Raw genomic sequence first — 18,710 nt, forward strand, 5'->3', positions numbered from 1 at the left:
ACATTATAGGATTTATTCCAAGGTTGCTGCAGCAGCGCTCACTGGTAAAATGCGCCATGAGCAGGTATCATGCGCATAATTCAGCAAAGTATGAAAACTGGAAGTCAAATAGTATCGGAAGAGTGGCCGAGTGGTTGAAGGCACTGGTCTTGAAAACCAGCAACAGGAAACTGTTCGTGGGTTCGAATCCCACCTCTTCCGCCACCTATCCAGAAAGTTTCTGAACCAACCAGAACGATACTGACCAGCGTTGCATTTATCCTATGTGCTTATTCAAGACTCTTACGACAATAAGAACGCCTGACGAGATATGGACTGGTCTCTGCTCTGATGACCCGTCGTCATGCTTCAGCGTCTGGCGGTGAGAGCGCCCAAACAAACAGAATAGATTCGCATCCCCATAAATGGAGAAATTTTAAATGAGCGTCCCATTTTTGCAGCAATATCGCGTAGGTAGCTACATTCTAAAACAAAAACTACAGGGTAATAAACGCTACCCGCTGGTATTGATGCTCGAACCTCTGTTTCAATGCAATCTGGCCTGCGCGGGATGTGGCAAGATCGACTATCCAGAGGAAACGCTGCGTCGCCGCTTGAGCGTGGATGAATGCTTGAACGCGGTCGACGAATGCGGGGCGCCGGTTGTTTCCATTGCAGGTGGAGAGCCGCTCATTCACAAGGAAATGCCTCAGATCGTACAAGGCATTATCCAGCGCAAGAAGTTTGTCTATTTGTGCACCAACGCGCTCCTGCTGGACAGCCGCATGGATGACTACCAGCCATCACCCTACCTGACTTTCTCCATTCATCTGGATGGCAACCGGGAGCGGCATGATACCTCCGTCTGCCGGGAAGGCGTGTATGACAAAGTAATTCCAGTCATTCGGCAGGCGCTTGAAAGAGGATTCCGAGTCACGGTCAATTGCACCCTGTTTCAACAAGAAACCGCAGAAGAAGTAGCTGAATTTTTCGATACCGCCACCGAACTGGGGGTCGAGGGCATCAATGTTTCACCCGGCTTCAGTTATGAGCATGCCCCCCGTCAGGATGTCTTTTTGCAACGCTCTGTTAGCAAGCGGCTGTTCCGCACCATTTTTCAGCTAGGCAAGAAGCGCAAACAACCCTGGAAATTCAATCATTCCAGTCTCTATCTGGACTTTCTTGCCGGCAATCAAAATTACCAGTGTACGGCCTGGGGCAATCCCACGCGCAATCTATTCGGCTGGCAACGGCCCTGTTATTTACTGGTAGATGAAGGTTACGCAACAAGCTTTCGCGAGCTGATGGAAGAAACCGATTGGGATCAATATGGCGTGGGGAATAATCCAAAATGCGCGAATTGTATGGCGCATTGCGGTTTCGAACCCACTGCAATCAACGACACCTTCGATCATCCGATAAAAGCACTGCGTGTGAGCATGCGCGGCCCTCGTACCGATGGCCCCATGGCACCGGATCCCTCACAAAAGCCCAACCTGTCTCCAAACAACGGCAGCAAACAGTCGGCCTTTCCCTTGCCGGTGACCGTTGAACGCAAGGCTTCCGCATCATCGCAGGACAACTCTTCGCGCTCGGACAGCTAAGCAAACGGCACTGCCGGGCTGCCACCCTGACCACCTCCGTCAGGAAACGACTGGGGCGCAGAGAACTGATGATCCGGAAACGCCTGCCCCTGGCTTGAGGCGGCAGAAACGCAGCAAGCGGAAAAAGGGTGGCGTTTTTCAGCACACGCCTCAGGAAATCGAGTCGCGGCCCGTCATGCATTCAAGGCAGCCAGTCACGCACCTCAAGAACAATTTTAGTACTGAACGTATGCCAGTCTATCTGTAGCAATGAGCACAGTTGCAATCTATTTGGCGCTTGCCGGCACGTTTTTCTGGTGGGTGATTTTGCTGGCCCCATGGCAGGCTTGGCGCGCCCGCGAGTTGCTCGAACCTCAGTAAAGGCCAACCGGGACTGATACGACAACCCGGGCATTTAGCGAAGTGACCGTTTTGATTCCGGCACGCAACGAAGCGCAGGTCATTGCACAAACCTTAGACGGCTTACAAGCCCAAAGTCACGATCTGCGAATAATTGTCATCGACGATCAATCGGATGACAACACCGCCGCTTTGGCAAGACAGAAAGGCGCGCATGTCATATCCGGCACATCCCCGCCAAAAGGCTGGAGTGGCAAACTCTGGGCATTGCAACAGGGATTACGGGAAGCGCATACCCGCTACACGCTCCTGCTGGATGCGGACATCACATTGGCACCCGGCACCTTGGCTGCTCTTCTCGATAAAGCGCGGCAGGAAAAACTATCGCTGATTTCCTTGATGGCTAAACTGTCGACTGAACGTTTTTTTGAGCGCCTGCTGATACCAGCTTTTATTTTTTTCTTTAAACTGCTATATCCGTTCAAGCTGGCGAATGACTCGACATCCCGCATGGCGGCCGCTGCGGGAGGATGTATGCTGGTCGAAACCCGGGCGCTTCAGGCTATCGATGCATTTGGCAGTATCCATGACGCACTCATTGATGATTGCACGCTGGCAAAAAAAATCAAGCTGCCCGGTTTCAGAACCTGGATTGGGCTCAGCCATGCGGCACAAAGCCACCGGGGTTATAATCACCTGGGAGAGATTCGGAACATGGTCGCACGAACCGCCTATACACAACTTTATTACTCCTTACCCCTGCTGCTATTATGCAGCATGATCATGACAAGCATGTTTTGGTTTGCGCCCATGTCCGTCATGCTTTCATCAAATACAATCTTCCTCGTCACGGGGATACTGGCCTGGCTGGCCATGTCGGTCGTTTATATACCGGCGCTCAGGTTCTACCGCTGTTCATTACTCTGGGTATTGGCACTGCCTGCAATCGGCACGCTCTATCTGATGATGACCTGGACCTCAGCAATTCGCTACTGGCGGGGCCAACGCGCCCAATGGAAAAATCGAAACTATGAGACTCTCCACAATGATTAAAAAAATGCTTGGTTTTCTGTTAATTGCAGCCATGCTGTCCACGGTAACGAGCACCTGGGCAGAGCAACCGCATCAGGAAACCCCTGAACAAGTGATCGCCATACTTCAAGAGACGCTCATCCAAGCCATGCAGCAAGGGCAGCAAATCGGCTACGCCGGGCGTCTGAAGTTACTGGCGCCCGTTATCGAACAATCACATGATCTCGCTACGATCATTCGCACCGCGCTGGGCGCGCATTGGGCCGGGCTGAGCACCGAGCAGCGGCAAGCCATCATCAAAACGTTCTCGGAGCATAGTATCGCCACTTATGCGGACAGATTCGATCGGCACGACGGCGAGCGCTTTACCCTCATCGAACAACGACAGCTGCCACGCGAACGCATACTGGTGCGTAGCCAGCTCATTCAAGCTGATCGCACGACCATTACCTTTGATTATGTGCTGCACCATGTCGGCAATCAATGGCGCATTATCAATATCGTAGTCGATGGCGTCAGTGACCTTGCATTAAAGCGGGCCGAATACAACGCCGTCCTACAGAAGGATGATATCGAAACCTTGATTGGCATCCTGGAAGAGAAAACCGCCCAAATGGGTCAGGATTGACCAACACCGGCATCAGTCGGGAATTCAGCCAAATGAAAAATAAAAATTTATTCTCTGTATAACAATATGTTATCTATATAGAATAGCGATCAACTCAGAATTCCAGGTTCAATATGCCTAACCCATACAGCAACAGCCAGCGACTTTTTCTTGGCTGGATCGAATTTTCATATCGTCATGCCGCCTGGATCCTGTTGACAATGCTGTTGATGGTAGTCATTGCAGCGGGCTACACTGCGCGCAATCTGGGTATTTATACCGACACGGCAGATATGCTTTCCGAGGATCTGCCATTTCGCGTCAACCTCGCGCGCTTCAATGCATCCTTCCCTCAATACGATGAGACGCTGTTACTGGTACTGGATGCACCCACACCTGAGCAAGCGCATCAGGCCGCCACACGGCTGACTACCTTTTTGCAGGCCGATCCCGCTAGCAGCGGGGAAATACACCACCTCAGTGGTGAAGAATTTTTCCAAATCAACGGTCTGCTCTACAATGACCTCGATGAACTGGCGCAACTGGCTGATCGGCTATCCGCCGCCCAGCCACTGATCGCCAGAATCTCGCGTGATCCGACACTCCATGCCTTTTTAGAGGTGCTGAATGAGGCAATTGAAGCACTGCGCACAGGCAGGGAACTGGAACTGACCGCAATTCTGCGGGATGTTGCCACCACGCTCCAAGCCAATGAAAGTGGAACAAGACAGCCCTTATCCTGGCAGGTATTGTTTCAGGAAGATGACAGAAAAACCAGCTATCGCGAATTCATCACTCTGAAACCGGAATTGGATTTTGAGCAACTTTTTCCAGCTGAGCAGATCATCTCCACCATCCGCGACGCTGCGCGCGCGCTTGATCTGGAGGGTCAATATGCTACCCGATTGCGCATCACGGGAGATATCGCCTTATCACACGAGGAGCTCAACAGTGCCATGCACGGCGCGCAGGATGCTGGCGTCATCGCTCTGATCGGTGTTGCAGTCATACTGCTCGTCGCGCTGCGCTCGATCGGATCCGTGATCACGGTACTCGTCAGTCTGATGCTGGGACTGATGCTGACTGCCGCCTTTGCCACCGTGGCTGTCGGCCATCTCAATCTGATCTCGATTGCATTTGCCGTACTCTATATCGGGCTGGGCGTGGATTACGCGATTCATCTGCTGCTGCGCTATGCTGAATTGGCGAAAGACCATCGTCCCGGCACGGAAATCCTGTTGATCGCAGGACGCGATACAGGGCGGTCATTGATCATTTGCGCCCTCACCACGGCGATCGGCTTCTATGCCTTTACCCCCACGGACTATAGCGGCATTGCCGAACTCGGTGTAATTTCCGGCACAGGCATGCTCATCAGTCTGGTTGTCACCCTGACCGTCGTCCCCGCACTGCAACGCTTCCTGCCGGTCAAACCGGAGGCGCATCACACAAGGACAATCGCGTCATGGCTGGCGACACGCTGGTTACGCCAACCCAGGACCGTTTTACTGGTTACCCTGCTGGCAACCCTGGCCTCGGCGGCAACACTGCCCTATGTGCAGTTTGATCACAACCTGCTGAATATGAACAACCCGAAAGGGGAAGCCGTTCGAACCTTCCGCGAACTGCTGGCGGATAAGGATCAGACGCCCTGGTTTGGAGCGATTCCAGTACACAGCCTCGAAAAAGCAGAGCAATTAACCCGGGAACTGACCCAGCTGCCCGAAGTCGACAAAGTGATCAGCATCTCGGATTTCGTGCCCGCGCAGCAAACCGAAAAGCTTGCCCTGATCGATGATATTGCCTTAACACTGGGGCCAGATTTTTTTGCGGAAATTCCGCAGCGGGCAGATACCCATTCCATCGAACAACAGCAGGCGATATTGGAGACATTACAACAATCCCTGGAACGTTTTGTGGCGGAGAGGCCGGCGCACCCCGTCTCACCCGCCGCATACGAACTTGGCACCGCCATCAGCGCATTGCGATCGCATCTGATCGCAATGAATCCGCCTCAAGCCATGGCATTACTGGAAGCGATTAATCATGATTTGCTGGGATTGCTGCCCGATTCGCTCGAACGCCTACAAAAAGCACTGACTGCTGATACAGTTGATATCCAAACGCTTCCAGAATCTCTGCGCGTGCGCTGGCAGAGTGCAACCGGCGACTATCTTGTCCTGGCCTACCCCGCCAGTAATATCGACGATAACGAAGCATTGCGAAGATTTGTTCGCTCGGTACAGCAGCACGCACCGCAGGTCAGCGGCACCCCTGCAATCATTCTTGAAGCCGGCGAAGCGGTCGTAAACGCCTTCATACAGGCCTTCTCGCTGGCACTGATTGGCGCTGTGTTCACATTGCTCTGGTTGCTCCGGAGCGTGACCTCAACCGTGCTCGTCCTGGTCCCGCTGCTACTGGCCGCCTTATTTACCGTTACGGCAACCGTTGTATTCCACATTCCTTTCAACTTTGCCAACATCATTGCCTTGCCATTGTTACTGGGCATCGGCATCGACAGCAGCATTCACTTGGTGACCCGTAGCCGCCATCATCACTTGACTGGACACAGTCTCTTGCACACCAGCACGGCGCGTGCAATTTTCTACAGCGCCATGTCGACGATGGCAGGGTTTGGCAGTCTGACTTTTTCCACTCATCTGGGAACTGCCAGCATGGGATTGCTGCTCGCCATAGGCGTGTTTTTCATCCTGATCTGTGTATTCCTCATTTTGCCCAACCTGTTGCAAGTACTGGACAGGCCGTCCATGACAATCAACAAACGTAAACCAAGCGCTTGATGCTAAAATGACTCGCTATCAGTCTATGTTAAACAGGGAAACATGATCCCCTCTCACCATTACAAGGCAAACAGCGGCACGATGCTCCGGAAGGATGGCGTGCCGGGATGAGCCGGAATGATTTTTTATGTCACTCCCCGGTTCCGCAGTCAAAGCTGCACCTATGCATGATGAAGCATGGAGGTTGATTCAGTTATTCCCTGAAAAAGCACATTACGGAAAATTCTCTGACTAGCCAGATCATGACTATTCTTTACGTGGTTATTGCACCATCTCCCTAGTAAAAACCCTCATACACGGCCTGGCTAACACTATTTCACCCTTACCGAAGTCTATACATGGATCAATTCGCAAAAGAAACCCTGCCCATCAGCCTTGAAGAGGAGATGCGGCGTTCTTATCTCGACTATGCAATGAGTGTCATCGTGGGCAGAGCCCTGCCCGATGTACGCGATGGATTAAAACCTGTCCACCGTCGCGTGCTTTACGCCATGCATGAATTATCCAACGATTGGAACCGGCCCTACAAAAAATCCGCTCGTATCGTGGGTGACGTGATCGGTAAATACCATCCGCATGGTGATACCGCTGTCTACGACACCATCGTGCGCATGGCCCAGAATTTCTCTTTACGCTATATGTTGGTAGACGGTCAGGGCAATTTTGGATCGATTGACGGCGACAATGCGGCCGCCATGCGTTACACAGAAATCAGGATGTCGCGTATTGCGCATGAGTTATTGGCTGATCTTGACAAGCATACGGTCGATTTCGGGCCGAACTATGATGGCTCGGAACAAGAGCCGCTCATTCTACCAGCCAAGATACCCAATTTATTGATCAATGGATCATCGGGTATTGCAGTGGGAATGGCCACCAATATCCCTCCGCACAACTTGAACGAAGTTATTGATGCCTGCATGCTGCTGCTCACAAATCCTGAAGCAGATATCAGCGAATTGATGACTTACATTCAAGCGCCCGACTTTCCGACAGCCGGCATCATCTATGGCACGGCCGGGATAAAAAGCGGTTATCAGACCGGGAGAGGACGCGTGGTGATGCGGGCCCGCACGCACTTTGAGGACATCGATAAAGGTCACCGCCAGAGTATTATCATCGATGAGTTACCTTACCAGGTTAACAAAGCCAATTTATTGATCCGTATCGGTGAATTAGTCCGCGACAAGAGAATCGAGGGCATTTCCGATTTACGCGATGAATCGGACAAATCCGGCATGCGTGTCGTCATCGAGCTCAAGCGGGGAGAATTGCCTGAAGTCATCCTGAATAATCTGTACAAAGAAACACAGATGCAGGATACATTCGGCATGAATATGGTCGCCCTGGTCGATGGCCAGCCGCGCTTGCTCAACCTCAAGCAAATGTTGGATTGCTTCTTGCGGCATCGGCGCGAGGTCGTCACACGGCGGACACTGTTCGAACTCAAGAAAGCACGGGAACGAGGCCACCTATTGGAAGGCCTGGCCGTCGCACTATCGAATGTGGATGAGATCATCGCCTTGATCAAGGCAGCACCCAATCCACCCGAAGCCAAAAAAGCCCTGATGGCCAGACCATGGCGTTCGCAATTGGTTGAGGAAATGCTACGGCGTGCCACCATGGATGCCACTGCTTTCCGCCCCGATACACTGGCAGATGGGTTCGGCCTGTCGGATCAGGGCTACCGTTTGTCGGATGCGCAGGCTCAGGCCATTCTCGATCTCAGGCTGCAACGCCTGACTGGTCTCGAGCAAGAAAAAATCGTCACGGAATACCGGGAGATCATTGACAAGATCATCGATCTCATGGACATATTGGCAAACCCGGAGCGCATCACGACCATCATCAGTGAAGAGCTCACTGCTATCAAGCAACAATTCGGCGACCCCCGGCGCAGTGAAGTCGTGATCGATACTCAGGAACTGAATACCGAGGATTTGATCACCCCGGCCGATATGGTGGTCACTTTATCGCATGCCGGTTATATCAAATCCCAGTTACTGGATGATTATCGTGCACAAAAGCGCGGTGGCCGTGGCAAACTGGCCATCACCACCCGAGAAGATGATTTCATCGACAATTTGTTCATCGCCAACACGCATGATTACATTCTGTGCTTTTCCAGTCTGGGACGTATCTATTGGATCAAGGTATACAATGTCCCGCAAGGGAGTCGCTCCGCGCGCGGCAAACCGATCAACAATCTGGTTCCCTTGGAACACAATGAAAAAATCAATGCTGTCTTGCCGGTCAAATCCTTTGACGACACCCGCTATGTCTTTATGGCAACAGCCTATGGCACGGTCAAAAAAACACCGCTCTCCGAATTTTCACGGCCGCGCGCCAGTGGCATCATCGCAATCGGCCTAGATGATGGGGACTACTTGATTGGTGTTGCCTTGACCGAAGGGAAACACGATGTCATGCTATTCTCAGATGCAGGTAAAGCCATGCGTTTCGATGAAAATGATGTCCGTCCTGTAGGACGAAGTGCGCGGGGCGTACGCGGCATGAAACTTGGGGCGGGCCAGCAAGTGATTTCCCTGCTGGTTGCTGATAACGAAAACTTGACGGTGCTGACTGCCACCGAAAACGGTTACGGTAAACGCACGCCTATCAGCGAATACACCCGGCACAGCCGCGGCACTCAAGGTATGATTGCGATTAATACCAATATTCGCAATGGTAAAGTTGTTGCGGCACAGCTCGTCGAGCCCAATGATGAAATCATGTTGATTACAACCGGTGGCATTATGATTCGCACCCGTGTCAGCGAAATTCGCGAGATGGGCCGGGCAACGCAAGGCGTTACCCTGATCAATCTGGATGCGGGTGAAAAACTTGCCGGATTGGAAAGAATCGTTGAAACTGACGAAAATTCACCGAGCATATAACGTCATGAGAAAAATTTACAATTTCAGCGCAGGACCGGCCGTCTTGCCGGAGGAAGTTCTCCAACAAGCTCGTGACGAAATGCTGGATTGGCATGGCAGCGGCATGTCAGTCATGGAAATGAGCCATCGCGGCAAAGAGTTCATGGCCATAGTAGAGAAAGCCGAGCATGATTTACGTGCCCTGGCGGATATCCCCGCAGACTATAAAGTGCTTTTTCTACAAGGCGGGGCATCCAGTCAATTTGCCATGGTGCCGATGAATCTTCTGGGTGATCAACATTGTGCCGACTACATCAATACCGGTCAGTGGTCACAAAAAGCCATTGCCGAAGCCAGTCGCTACAGCGACGTGCATATTGCGGCTTCGTCAGAGCCAGACGGATTCAATTCCATACCGATGTTCGATCAATGGAAAATCGGGCCTGATACGGCTTATCTTCACTATACCCCCAACGAAACCATCGGCGGCGTCGAGTTTCAGTGGACCCCTGATTTATCCGCGGTGAGCGGCGGGGACAGAGACATTCCGTTGGTGGCGGACATGTCTTCCAATTTCCTTTCCCGGCCACTTGATATACGCAAATTTGGACTCATTTATGCCGGTGCACAAAAAAATGTCGGCCCGGCCGGACTGGTCATCGTCATCATTCGAGAGGATCTGCTGAATCTTCCCCCACTTGATGGGACGCCCAGTATGTATCGCTACAAGACGCACGCCGAACATGCCTCCATGTATAACACACCACCCACTTACGCCATCTATATCATGGGACTGGTCATGGACTGGTTGCAAAAACAAGGGGGCCTGACGGCGATGGAACAACGCAATATAGCTAAGGCCAACCTCATTTATGAGCGCATCGACAACAGTGACTTTTATCGCTGCCCGGTCACTAAAACCGACCGGTCGCGCATGAACGTTCCCTTCACCTTGCATGACGCCCGGTTGGACGAAGTTTTTTTACAGCAAGCCAAGGCCCGCGGTTTGATACAACTGAAAGGCCATCGATCTGTTGGCGGCATGCGTGCGTCGATCTACAACGCCATGCCGCTGGAAGGTGTATTGGCTTTGACAACATTCATGCGAGAATTCGAGCAAACCCATGCCTGACACGACACGCCAGATTTTCAAAGTTCTCACTCTCAACGCGATCGCTGCAGTAGGAATCAAGCGCCTCCCTCCCGAGCTTTTCCAGATCGACCAGGACATGACCGATCCGGATGTGATATTAGTACGCTCCCATAACATGCATGAGATGCACATTCCCGAGAGCGTCATCGCAATCGGGCGCGCAGGCGCAGGCACCAACAATATTCCGGTCAACCGGATGAATGCGCGCGGCGTCCCAGTCTTCAACACGCCTGGCGCCAATGCCAACGCCGTCAAAGAACTCGTGCTGGCCGGCATGCTGATGGCGTCACGCAACCTGATTCCTGCCCTGCGCTTCGTCGACAACCTAGAAGGCGACGATCAAACCCTGCACGAACAAGTTGAAGCCGGTAAGAAGCAGTTTTCCGGCATGGAATTGCCTGGCCGGACGCTGGGCATCGTAGGTCTGGGCAAAATTGGCCGCCTGTTGGCAGATGCAACGCTCAAACTCGGTATGAAAGTACTCGGTTACGATCCCAAGATCACGGTCGAGTCTGCATGGAGTCTCTCGGCAGAAGTGCAAAAAGCACATCAAATCGAAGATCTGGTACGCCGCAGTCACTTTATTTCACTACATGTCCCGCTCAGCGACTCCACCCGCCATCTGATCGATCGCAACCTGGTGGCATGTATGCAGAAAAATACTATTTTGCTCAACTTCTCCCGCGACGCCATCGTTGATGAGGATGCCATACTCATGGGTATCGAAAATGGGACCATCAAGTATTACGTCTGCGACTTCCCGAGCCGGAAATTACAACATCAACCAGCAGTCATTACGCTTCCTCACCTCGGCGCCTCGACCCAGGAAGCAGAAGAGAACTGCGCCATGATGATCGCTGACCAGATCATTGACTATTTGCAAAATGGCAATATCCTGCATACTGTTAATTTCCCGGATGTCACAATGGAGCGGGAATCCCCTTTCCGGATTGCTGTTGCCAACGCCAATGTTCCCAATCTGCTCGGACAGATCTCAACCTGCATGGCAAATGCCGGCTTGAATATTCATAATATGGTCAACAAATCGCGGGGAGAAATGGCCTATACCCTGGTTGATACCGACAACCCCGTCCCGGCGGGAACCATTACGGCCATCGCCGGGATCAGCGGTGTTCTCATGGTGCGTTATTTACCCGAGCCATCCTTCAACGCAAATCTATAACCATGACCCATTCAAGCCCGGCCGGTAGTGGCATGCTAATGATTGTTATGAAAACAATAAATTGTTATTTCCAAACGAAGCGCACCCAATGGATGATGGTGTTACGCATCGCATTGCACAGCTTTCAAGCTCGTCCAGTTGGGATCCCCGGGTTGCGCAATAAACAAACCTGGCGAGAGACGTGACAACCAAAAATAACGGCCGACTTAAACGCTTTTTCCGGTTGACAGACTGCAAATTTATACTCGATGACTGAACAATTGACACGATTGCGCGATGAAATCGATGCAATCGATAATGAACTACTCAAACTGCTCAATACGCGCGCCCGGCTCGCTCAAGAAATTGGGCAAAAAAAATCTGGTGCTGCCTATCGGCCGGAGCGCGAGTCCCAAATTTTTGCGCGCCTCAAACTATTGAATGCCGGACCACTGCGCCATGAGCGCATCACCCAACTCTTTACCGAAATCATTTCAGCCTGTCGCGCACTGGAAGAGCCCTTTACCGTCGCATATCTTGGACCACAAGGGACTTTCTCCGAGGAAGCGGTCACCAAACGCTTTGGCAGTGCTATTAATACGCTTGCCAGCAGTTCTATTGACGATGTTTTCCGCAAGGTGGAATCCGGAACGGCCCACTACGGTGTGGTACCGGTAGAGAATTCGACCGAGGGCGCTGTCGGCAGAACCATGGATCTGTTGCTGCAGACACCCCTAACAATTTGTGGAGAAATCGAACTGTCTGTGCATCAATGTCTGATGGCACAACATTCCGAGCTGGCCAAGATCAAGAAAATTTACTCGCATCCACAATCATTTGCGCAATGCCAGAAATGGCTCAACGAGAATCTGCCCAACCTGCACGCCATGGATCGCATCGATGCCGCCAGCAATGCGGATGCAGCCCGTCTGGCCGCGTCTGATCAAAATGCTGCCGCCATCGCCGGCAAACAAGCGGCAGAGGTATTTGGACTGACACTCTGCGCCCGCAACATTGAGGACAACCCCAATAACACCACGCGTTTCCTGATTATCGGCACTCAGCATATTGCGCCTTCCGGCAAGGACAAAACTTCACTGGCCATGGCGACCAATAATAAGCCGGGTGCGATTCATGAGCTGTTGGCCCCCCTGGCCCACCACCGGGTCAGCATGACTCGCCTGGAATCACGCCCCTCGCGTGCAAATCTGTGGGACTATGTCTTTTTTGTGGATATCGAAGGCCATCAGGAAGATGAGCATATCGCCAAAGCGCTCCAGACGTTACGCAGCAACGCAACTTTTCTGAAGATACTGGGCTCTTATCCTGCTGCGTGAAATCACTTATCCTTCTTAAAAATATTACTGATTCCGAATTATTATGAACCTTTGCGAACTCGCCCCGGAATATATCCGGGCCATCCAACCGTACCGGCCAGGCAAGCCCATTTCGGAGCTGGTACGGGATCTTGGGCTTAACAAGAGCGAAGTCATCAAACTCGCCTCCAATGAGAACCCGCTCGGCACCAGCTCGCTTGCCAAAGAGGCCATGATACAAGCGCTCTCGGAAGCGGCACGTTACCCGGACGGCAGTGGCTACGAGCTCAAAGAGGCGCTATCCGAACGTTTAGGGGTATCGACCGAGCAAATCGTGCTGGGAAATGGCTCTAATGATGTGCTCGAGCTTGCCGCCCGCATTTTCCTGAGACCCGGTGCCGCCGCGATTTATTCACAGTATGCTTTTGCCATCTATCCCCTGCTGGCTCAGGCCGTCGGTGCGACTGGAATCTGTGTGCCTGCGCGAGATTTTGGCCATGACCTGGCGGCCATGCTGGACGCGATCACACCGGAAACCCGGATCGTATTTATCGCCAACCCCAACAATCCGACTGGCACCCTCTGCGAAGCAAGGGATCTACTGCGTTTCATGGAACGGATCTCGCAGGATGTACTGGTCATTCTGGACGAGGCCTATGACGAATATCTGCCGGAAGCCAATAAAGCCAACAGTATTGCCTGGTTGAAGAATTTTCAGAATCTGGTCATTACCAGAACCTTTTCCAAGGCCTATGGATTAGCCAGTGTCCGGGTCGGCTTTGCATTAGCCCATACCGATCTGGCTAATCTCATGAACCGCATCCGCCAGCCTTTCAACGTCAACAGTATCGGGTTGGCTGGTGCGCTTGCGGCGTTACAAGATGTCGAATTCGTCAAGCATTCTTATACGACCAACCGGACGGGCATGCTGCAAATGACCAGCGGCCTGCGCCAGCTGGGCATCAAGTATATTCCCTCTTATGGCAATTTCGTCAGCTTTCATATCCCCGGCAATCCAGCCAACGGCTTGAAGGTATACAAAAACCTCCTGCAGCAGGGCGTTATCGTCCGTCCTCTAAGCAACTATGACATGCCCAATCATTTGCGGGTCACGATTGGCCTGGAAGCAGAAAACAAGAAATTTCTGTTTGCCCTGGAACAGGCACTAAAGGAAATTGGTTGATCAGTAAAGAAACTGCACCCGCTGTCCCGCCCTCCCCGCGCATCTCGAAACTGGTCATCATTGGCGTAGGGCTGATCGGCGGTTCATTTGCCCTGGCCCTGCGCCAGGCTGGCCTTGTTGAGCATGTCCTGGGGATTGGACGCAGTCCCGAAAACATGCAGCATGCGCTGGAACTGGGCGTCATTGACGAATACACTGACGACTTCGCTGCCGCTCTGCCAGGAGCCGATTTCGTTTTGCTTGCCGTGCCCGTCAGGCAAACCGCTCATGTCATGTCTAACATGGCGCCCTATCTCGATACTGGCACCATTGTCTCGGATGTAGGTAGCACCAAACAACATGTGGTGCTGGCCGCTCGCACCCACTTGCGCGCACACCTAGACCGGTTCATACCTGCGCATCCGATCGCGGGTACAGAATTCAGCGGTGTCCAGGCAGCCGATCCAAACCTGTTTCGCAACAAACCACTCATTCTGACCCCGTTGCCGGAAAACAGTCCACAAGCGCTCGCTTTCGTAGAGACCCTATGGCAGCACTGCGGCGCGAAAGTCTCACACCTGCCAGTCGAGCGGCACGACCAGATTCTTGCCGCGATCAGCCATCTCCCGCATATGCTGGCGTTCTCGCTGATGCAGCATATCCGCACCCTGGGTGGAGATGATCCGATGGCACTCTTGCATCTCGCGGGCACCAGCCTGAATGATATGACGCGTATTGCCGGCAGTTCACCGGAAATGTGGCGCGATATCTGTCAAGACAATCGTGCAGCATTGCTGGCTCAGATCGAGGCCTATCAGGCCCAGCTCTCAAACCTCCACCAAATGCTGGTCCAGCATGATGACCAGGCGCTGGAGCGGTTATTTGCCGAAGCGCGGGAAACTCGCAGGCATTGGCTTGAGACTAAAAATCAGTCTTCCTAGGAGGCTGTCCGAGAATAGCGATCGTAGCAAGGGCGAGGCTGGTTGAGTTGGATTCTTCGATCATTTGAGGTGAATAGTCGTTCTATTTAACGAAAAGGATCGTAAAATCCGGCCAATCAGGCTCGTCCGCAGTAGATCAGTCTATTCTCGGACAGCCTCCTAGCATTTCTGCCCAGCACGTCCGTCGTCAACCTATTCCCTGTTCCGCACACCGGCTCGGCTCACAAAGAAGCTTGCCTGAGGATCCGTAATAGATACTGCCCATAGCCATTCTTGGCCAGAGGCTGGGCGAGCTTTTCCAGTTGCGCCTGATCAATCCACTTATTCCGGTAGGCAACTTCTTCCGGGCAAGCAATTTTGAGCCCCTGACGGCGCTCAATCGTGGCCACAAACTGACTTGCATCCAGCAATGATTCGTGAGTACCCGTATCCAGCCAGGCGTAGCCACGCCCCATGATTTCCACGTTCAGTCCGCCTTCTGCAAGGTACAGTAAATTGATATCGGTAATCTCCAGTTCGCCCCGTGCGGACGGCTTGAGCGTTCTGGCCATACTCACAACGTCCTGATCGTAGAAATACAAACCGGTCACCGCATAATTGGATTTAGGACACTTGGGCTTTTCCTCCAGATTGATCGCATGCCCTGCGCGGTCAAATTCCACAACGCCGTAGCGTTCCGGGTCATGGACATGATACGCAAATACACTGGCACCGCTGGTTCGTCGCATGGCACTGCCGAGCAGATGGTGAAAATCATGTCCGTAGAAAATATTATCGCCCAGAATGAGCGCACTCGGATCGTTCCCGATAAATGAAGCGCCAATGATGAATGCCTGTGCCAATCCATCAGGCGAAGGCTGCACGGCATATGAAAGATGAAGCCCCCATTGCGCTCCGTCCCCAAGCAAATTTTCATAACGGGGAATATCCTCGGGTGTCGAAATAATCAGGATGTCCCGAATCCCTGCCAGCATCAGTGTACTGAGCGGATAATACACCATCGGCTTATCGAAGACGGGCAACAATTGCTTGGAGACGACCTGGGTCACGGGATAAAGCCGCGTGCCGGAGCCGCCCGCGAGAATAATCCCTTTCCTGTTAAAATCGGCAGAAGCTTCCCGCCCTGTTTCTAGTTGCTTGATCATTCATCCTCTTGACTATGCAATTCAAATACTCAAACCTGACAACCCGGGCCAAGCAGATGACAGCAAACACACCAGAAATACGTCAGTAAAAGACATGATTTCGGCTATACGGTCGATCACAAATCCGGCAAGTGCATGCTGCCTGGATAATCACAGCCCTGTTCCAAGCTTCTATTATAGGCCAAGCTGATTATCAGCCGCCCTGTGAGCTGATATAGTTTCATCCATATTTTCCATTTTTGTTATCGATATTCACTTACTCATGTCATTCAAGCCATTGACTATCGAAATAGTACCGCTCCGCCGTTTCCTGGCATGGAGCGCACCTTATTGGACATCACTCATTCCGACAGTCCTCGCCGGCAGTCTGATTGCCTTGGTCGTTTCCTGCATTCCGTTCGTGACCAGTCAGTTATTCATCCATGCCCTGCCCGGCGGCAATAAGCAATTGCTCCAGGAGCTCCCGGTATTATTGACAGTCCTTTTGATAGCGGCTGTTCTAGCCAATCTGGCCGGCCATCACACACTCTGTCGAATCTGCAACAGGCTCGCGCTGGAATTACGCATGCAATTATTCGACAAACTATTGGCACTACGACACGCCCGATATGATTTTTCCACTACCACGATTAGTGCACGCTTTTTCACAGACATGGAAAAATTGTGCCACCTTGCAAACCGTCTGGGCACCAATCTCTCCCGGGACTTACTGATCCTTATCGGGCTGTTCGCCGTCATGATTTACCTGAACGGGGAAATGGCAGTGCTCGTATTTGCCATGCTGGTTGCATTATATCTGGTCATTCAAATGTCTCGTGGCAGCGCTCACCATCACGGAACACGCTCGCAGACGTGGACAGATCTATCCAGAGTCATACACAAAACGATACAACACTTCAGAACGATACATTTGGATCAGAGCAATCAACAGGAAAGCCAGCACATGCGTAGTCTCTTTAAGCACTATCAGGATGACACGATGGCGCAGGCACGCCAAGTCAGAATCGTTGGGTTGTTGGCCATGGTCTTACTAATTGGCATGCTGACGGCCTTTCTTTACTACCTGATTCAGCAACTCACGCTCGACAAGCTGGCCCTGGATGATGCCGCGGCATTCCTGATAGCCATGCTCTTGCTCGTCTTCCCATTGCTGCGGCTGATCGATCTCAGATCGACAGTGGCTGAATGCAGCCAATTGCTACGCTCATTGTTTTCCTTGCTGGACCAGCAATCCGGGGTGATTCCGGAATCTTCACCGTTGTTGCCGGCGAACAGGCCCATCAGGGGCGAACTGAAAGTCGAAGCAATCGGCTTCAGAAACAGCGGCCAACTCAAAACATTACCCTCACTTAGCATCAAACCCGGCAAGAAAATCGGCCTGATTGATAGTGACAACCAGGTAAAACGTTTACTGGCCGATCTGGTTTGCGGTTTCATACGCCCCGAGAGCGGAAAAATCATGCTTGACAATCAAGCCATCGGGCGCATGAGCCGGACGAATTTATATGCACATATTGCCTGGGTCACGCCGGATAAAATCCTATTAACCGACACCATGGCCGCTAACATTGCCTACGGTGCAATGCGCTGCAGTACTGAAGCCGCCATCACTGCAGCCGCCCAGGCCAGTCAGGCATCGGAATTCATTCGTGAAATGCCGCATGGCTTGCAAACGAAAGTGGATCATCCGGCTGTGCAGCTTTCCGACCACCAACGCCAGCGCATCCTCATCGCGCGGGCATTACTTAAAAACCCCTCAATTGTGATCTTAGATGAAACCCGCGCGTACTTCGACATGAGTAGTCTCACATTACGCGCCGGGATGGCAATATTGCTCGAGAATCGAACCGCGCTGATCCTGTCTTCACGGCCCGCCATGCTGGCCTTCGCTGATCATGCTTATCGAATCAACCCGAATGGATAGCGGCGGATCGCAACCGTCAGCATGGATCTGTCTACAGGGCTGCTACAAAGACCAGAGACGATCCTAGGAGGCTGTCCGAGAATGACTCGAAGCATAATATGGAGCCTACAGGCTCCATTATGCTTATTCAGCAGTGGTTACATTAATTTTCTTGGGCTGTACCGATTCCCGTTTTGGAATCACGATTTCCAGCACACCATTCTTGCTGCCTGCCGTGATCGCATCGGCATTGGCGGTATCCGGCAGGCTGAAACGACGGTAGAAAGAACCATAAGTCCGCTCTACCCGCTTATACCCTTCCTGCTCGGTTTTAGCTTCGGTACGTTTCTCGCCTTTGATCGTGAGCACGCCATTTTCCATGCTGATATCGATATCCTCGGGCTTGACTCCAGGCAAATCCGCCTGCAGGATAAACTTGTCACTTGCCTCCTTGATATCGACAGCAGGCGCCCATTCAGCAGTCGCTGATGAGCCCTCACCGCCGACATCATCCCGGACTCGCTCGAGTTCACGCTGCAACTGTGTCAGTAATCCCCATGGTTCATATCGTGTAATTGCCATAATAGCCTCCATACAAATCAAGCACACTCATAAAACAACTGGCTGTCACTTACTGCGACGGTGCGACATGCCTGCTGCGCCCAACGCTTGGCCAAACATCCTGCATCA

General features: G+C 52.3%; 13 protein-coding genes and 1 tRNA gene. 12 read left to right on the forward strand and 2 right to left on the reverse strand.

All coding sequences use genetic code 11. The features are described from left to right. Window positions 1-116: 116 nt before the first annotated feature. The 11 genes from ABTW62_RS08260 to ABTW62_RS08310 all read left to right on the forward strand — a co-directional run bounded on the left by ABTW62_RS08260 (window position 117) and on the right by ABTW62_RS08310 (window position 14,972). Window positions 117-204: transfer RNA gene (locus tag ABTW62_RS08260), tRNA-Ser, on the forward strand. A gap of 215 nt (window positions 205-419) precedes the next feature. Beyond that, complete coding sequence (gene hpnH / locus ABTW62_RS08265) at window positions 420-1,583, forward strand: adenosyl-hopene transferase HpnH (RefSeq protein WP_430904108.1); 1,164 nt, start codon at window positions 420-422, stop codon at window positions 1,581-1,583. Between the two features lie 402 nt (window positions 1,584-1,985). Then, window positions 1,986-2,975, forward strand: a complete 990-nt coding sequence (locus tag ABTW62_RS08270; RefSeq protein WP_430904109.1) for a glycosyltransferase — start codon at window positions 1,986-1,988, stop codon at window positions 2,973-2,975. Then, window positions 2,953-3,582, forward strand: coding sequence for an ABC transporter substrate-binding protein (locus ABTW62_RS08275; RefSeq protein WP_430904110.1), 630 nt, complete (start codon window positions 2,953-2,955; stop codon window positions 3,580-3,582). Before ABTW62_RS08270 ends, ABTW62_RS08275 begins: the two co-directional genes overlap by 23 nt. Before the next feature lie 113 nt (window positions 3,583-3,695). Next, entirely contained in the window at window positions 3,696-6,362 is a 2,667-nt protein-coding gene (locus ABTW62_RS08280) for an MMPL family transporter (protein WP_430904111.1), read from the forward strand. 338 nt (window positions 6,363-6,700) lie between these two features. Then, entirely contained in the window at window positions 6,701-9,259 is a 2,559-nt protein-coding gene (gyrA, locus tag ABTW62_RS08285; protein ID WP_430904112.1) for a DNA gyrase subunit A, read from the forward strand. A 4-nt stretch (window positions 9,260-9,263) separates the two neighbouring features. Then, the gene (serC, locus tag ABTW62_RS08290) at window positions 9,264-10,370 is read left to right on the forward strand and encodes a 3-phosphoserine/phosphohydroxythreonine transaminase (RefSeq protein ID WP_430904113.1); all 1,107 of its coding nucleotides are present in this window, start codon (window positions 9,264-9,266) and stop codon (window positions 10,368-10,370) included. Continuing rightward, window positions 10,363-11,574, forward strand: coding sequence for a 3-phosphoglycerate dehydrogenase family protein (locus ABTW62_RS08295; RefSeq protein ID WP_430904114.1), 1,212 nt, complete (start codon window positions 10,363-10,365; stop codon window positions 11,572-11,574). The genes serC and ABTW62_RS08295 overlap by 8 nt, the downstream gene beginning before the upstream one ends. Before the next feature lie 248 nt (window positions 11,575-11,822). Continuing rightward, window positions 11,823-12,890 (forward strand): prephenate dehydratase, encoded by a 1,068-nt coding sequence (pheA, locus tag ABTW62_RS08300; RefSeq protein WP_430904115.1) that lies wholly within the window; start codon window positions 11,823-11,825, stop codon window positions 12,888-12,890. Window positions 12,891-12,933: 43 nt separating this feature from the next. After that, window positions 12,934-14,052, forward strand: coding sequence for a histidinol-phosphate transaminase (gene hisC / locus ABTW62_RS08305; protein WP_430904116.1), 1,119 nt, complete (start codon window positions 12,934-12,936; stop codon window positions 14,050-14,052). Next, a complete protein-coding gene (locus ABTW62_RS08310) occupies window positions 14,049-14,972 on the forward strand; it encodes a prephenate dehydrogenase (protein ID WP_430904117.1) in 924 nt (307 codons plus the stop codon). The genes hisC and ABTW62_RS08310 overlap by 4 nt, the downstream gene beginning before the upstream one ends. Window positions 14,973-15,193: 221 nt before the next feature. Here the strand turns inward: ABTW62_RS08310 and rfbA are convergent, their stop codons facing one another. Further along, on the reverse strand, window positions 15,194-16,117 hold the full coding sequence (rfbA, locus tag ABTW62_RS08315; RefSeq protein WP_430904118.1) for a glucose-1-phosphate thymidylyltransferase RfbA: 924 nt from the start codon (window positions 16,115-16,117) through the stop codon (window positions 15,194-15,196). Window positions 16,118-16,379: 262 nt separating this feature from the next. Between rfbA and ABTW62_RS08320 the strand changes: the two genes are divergently transcribed. Next, on the forward strand, window positions 16,380-18,041 hold the full coding sequence (locus ABTW62_RS08320) for an ABC transporter transmembrane domain-containing protein (protein ID WP_430904119.1): 1,662 nt from the start codon (window positions 16,380-16,382) through the stop codon (window positions 18,039-18,041). 123 nt (window positions 18,042-18,164) lie between these two features. Here ABTW62_RS08320 and ABTW62_RS08325 read toward each other — a convergent pair whose 3' ends face one another. Continuing rightward, a complete protein-coding gene (locus ABTW62_RS08325) occupies window positions 18,165-18,602 on the reverse strand; it encodes an Hsp20/alpha crystallin family protein (protein ID WP_430904120.1) in 438 nt (145 codons plus the stop codon). Window positions 18,603-18,710: the final 108 nt, after the last annotated feature.

Origin of the sequence: Nitrosomonas sp. ANs5 (assembly GCF_050584665.1) — a bacterium.
In the GTDB taxonomy this organism is placed as follows: domain Bacteria; phylum Pseudomonadota; class Gammaproteobacteria; order Burkholderiales; family Nitrosomonadaceae; genus Nitrosomonas.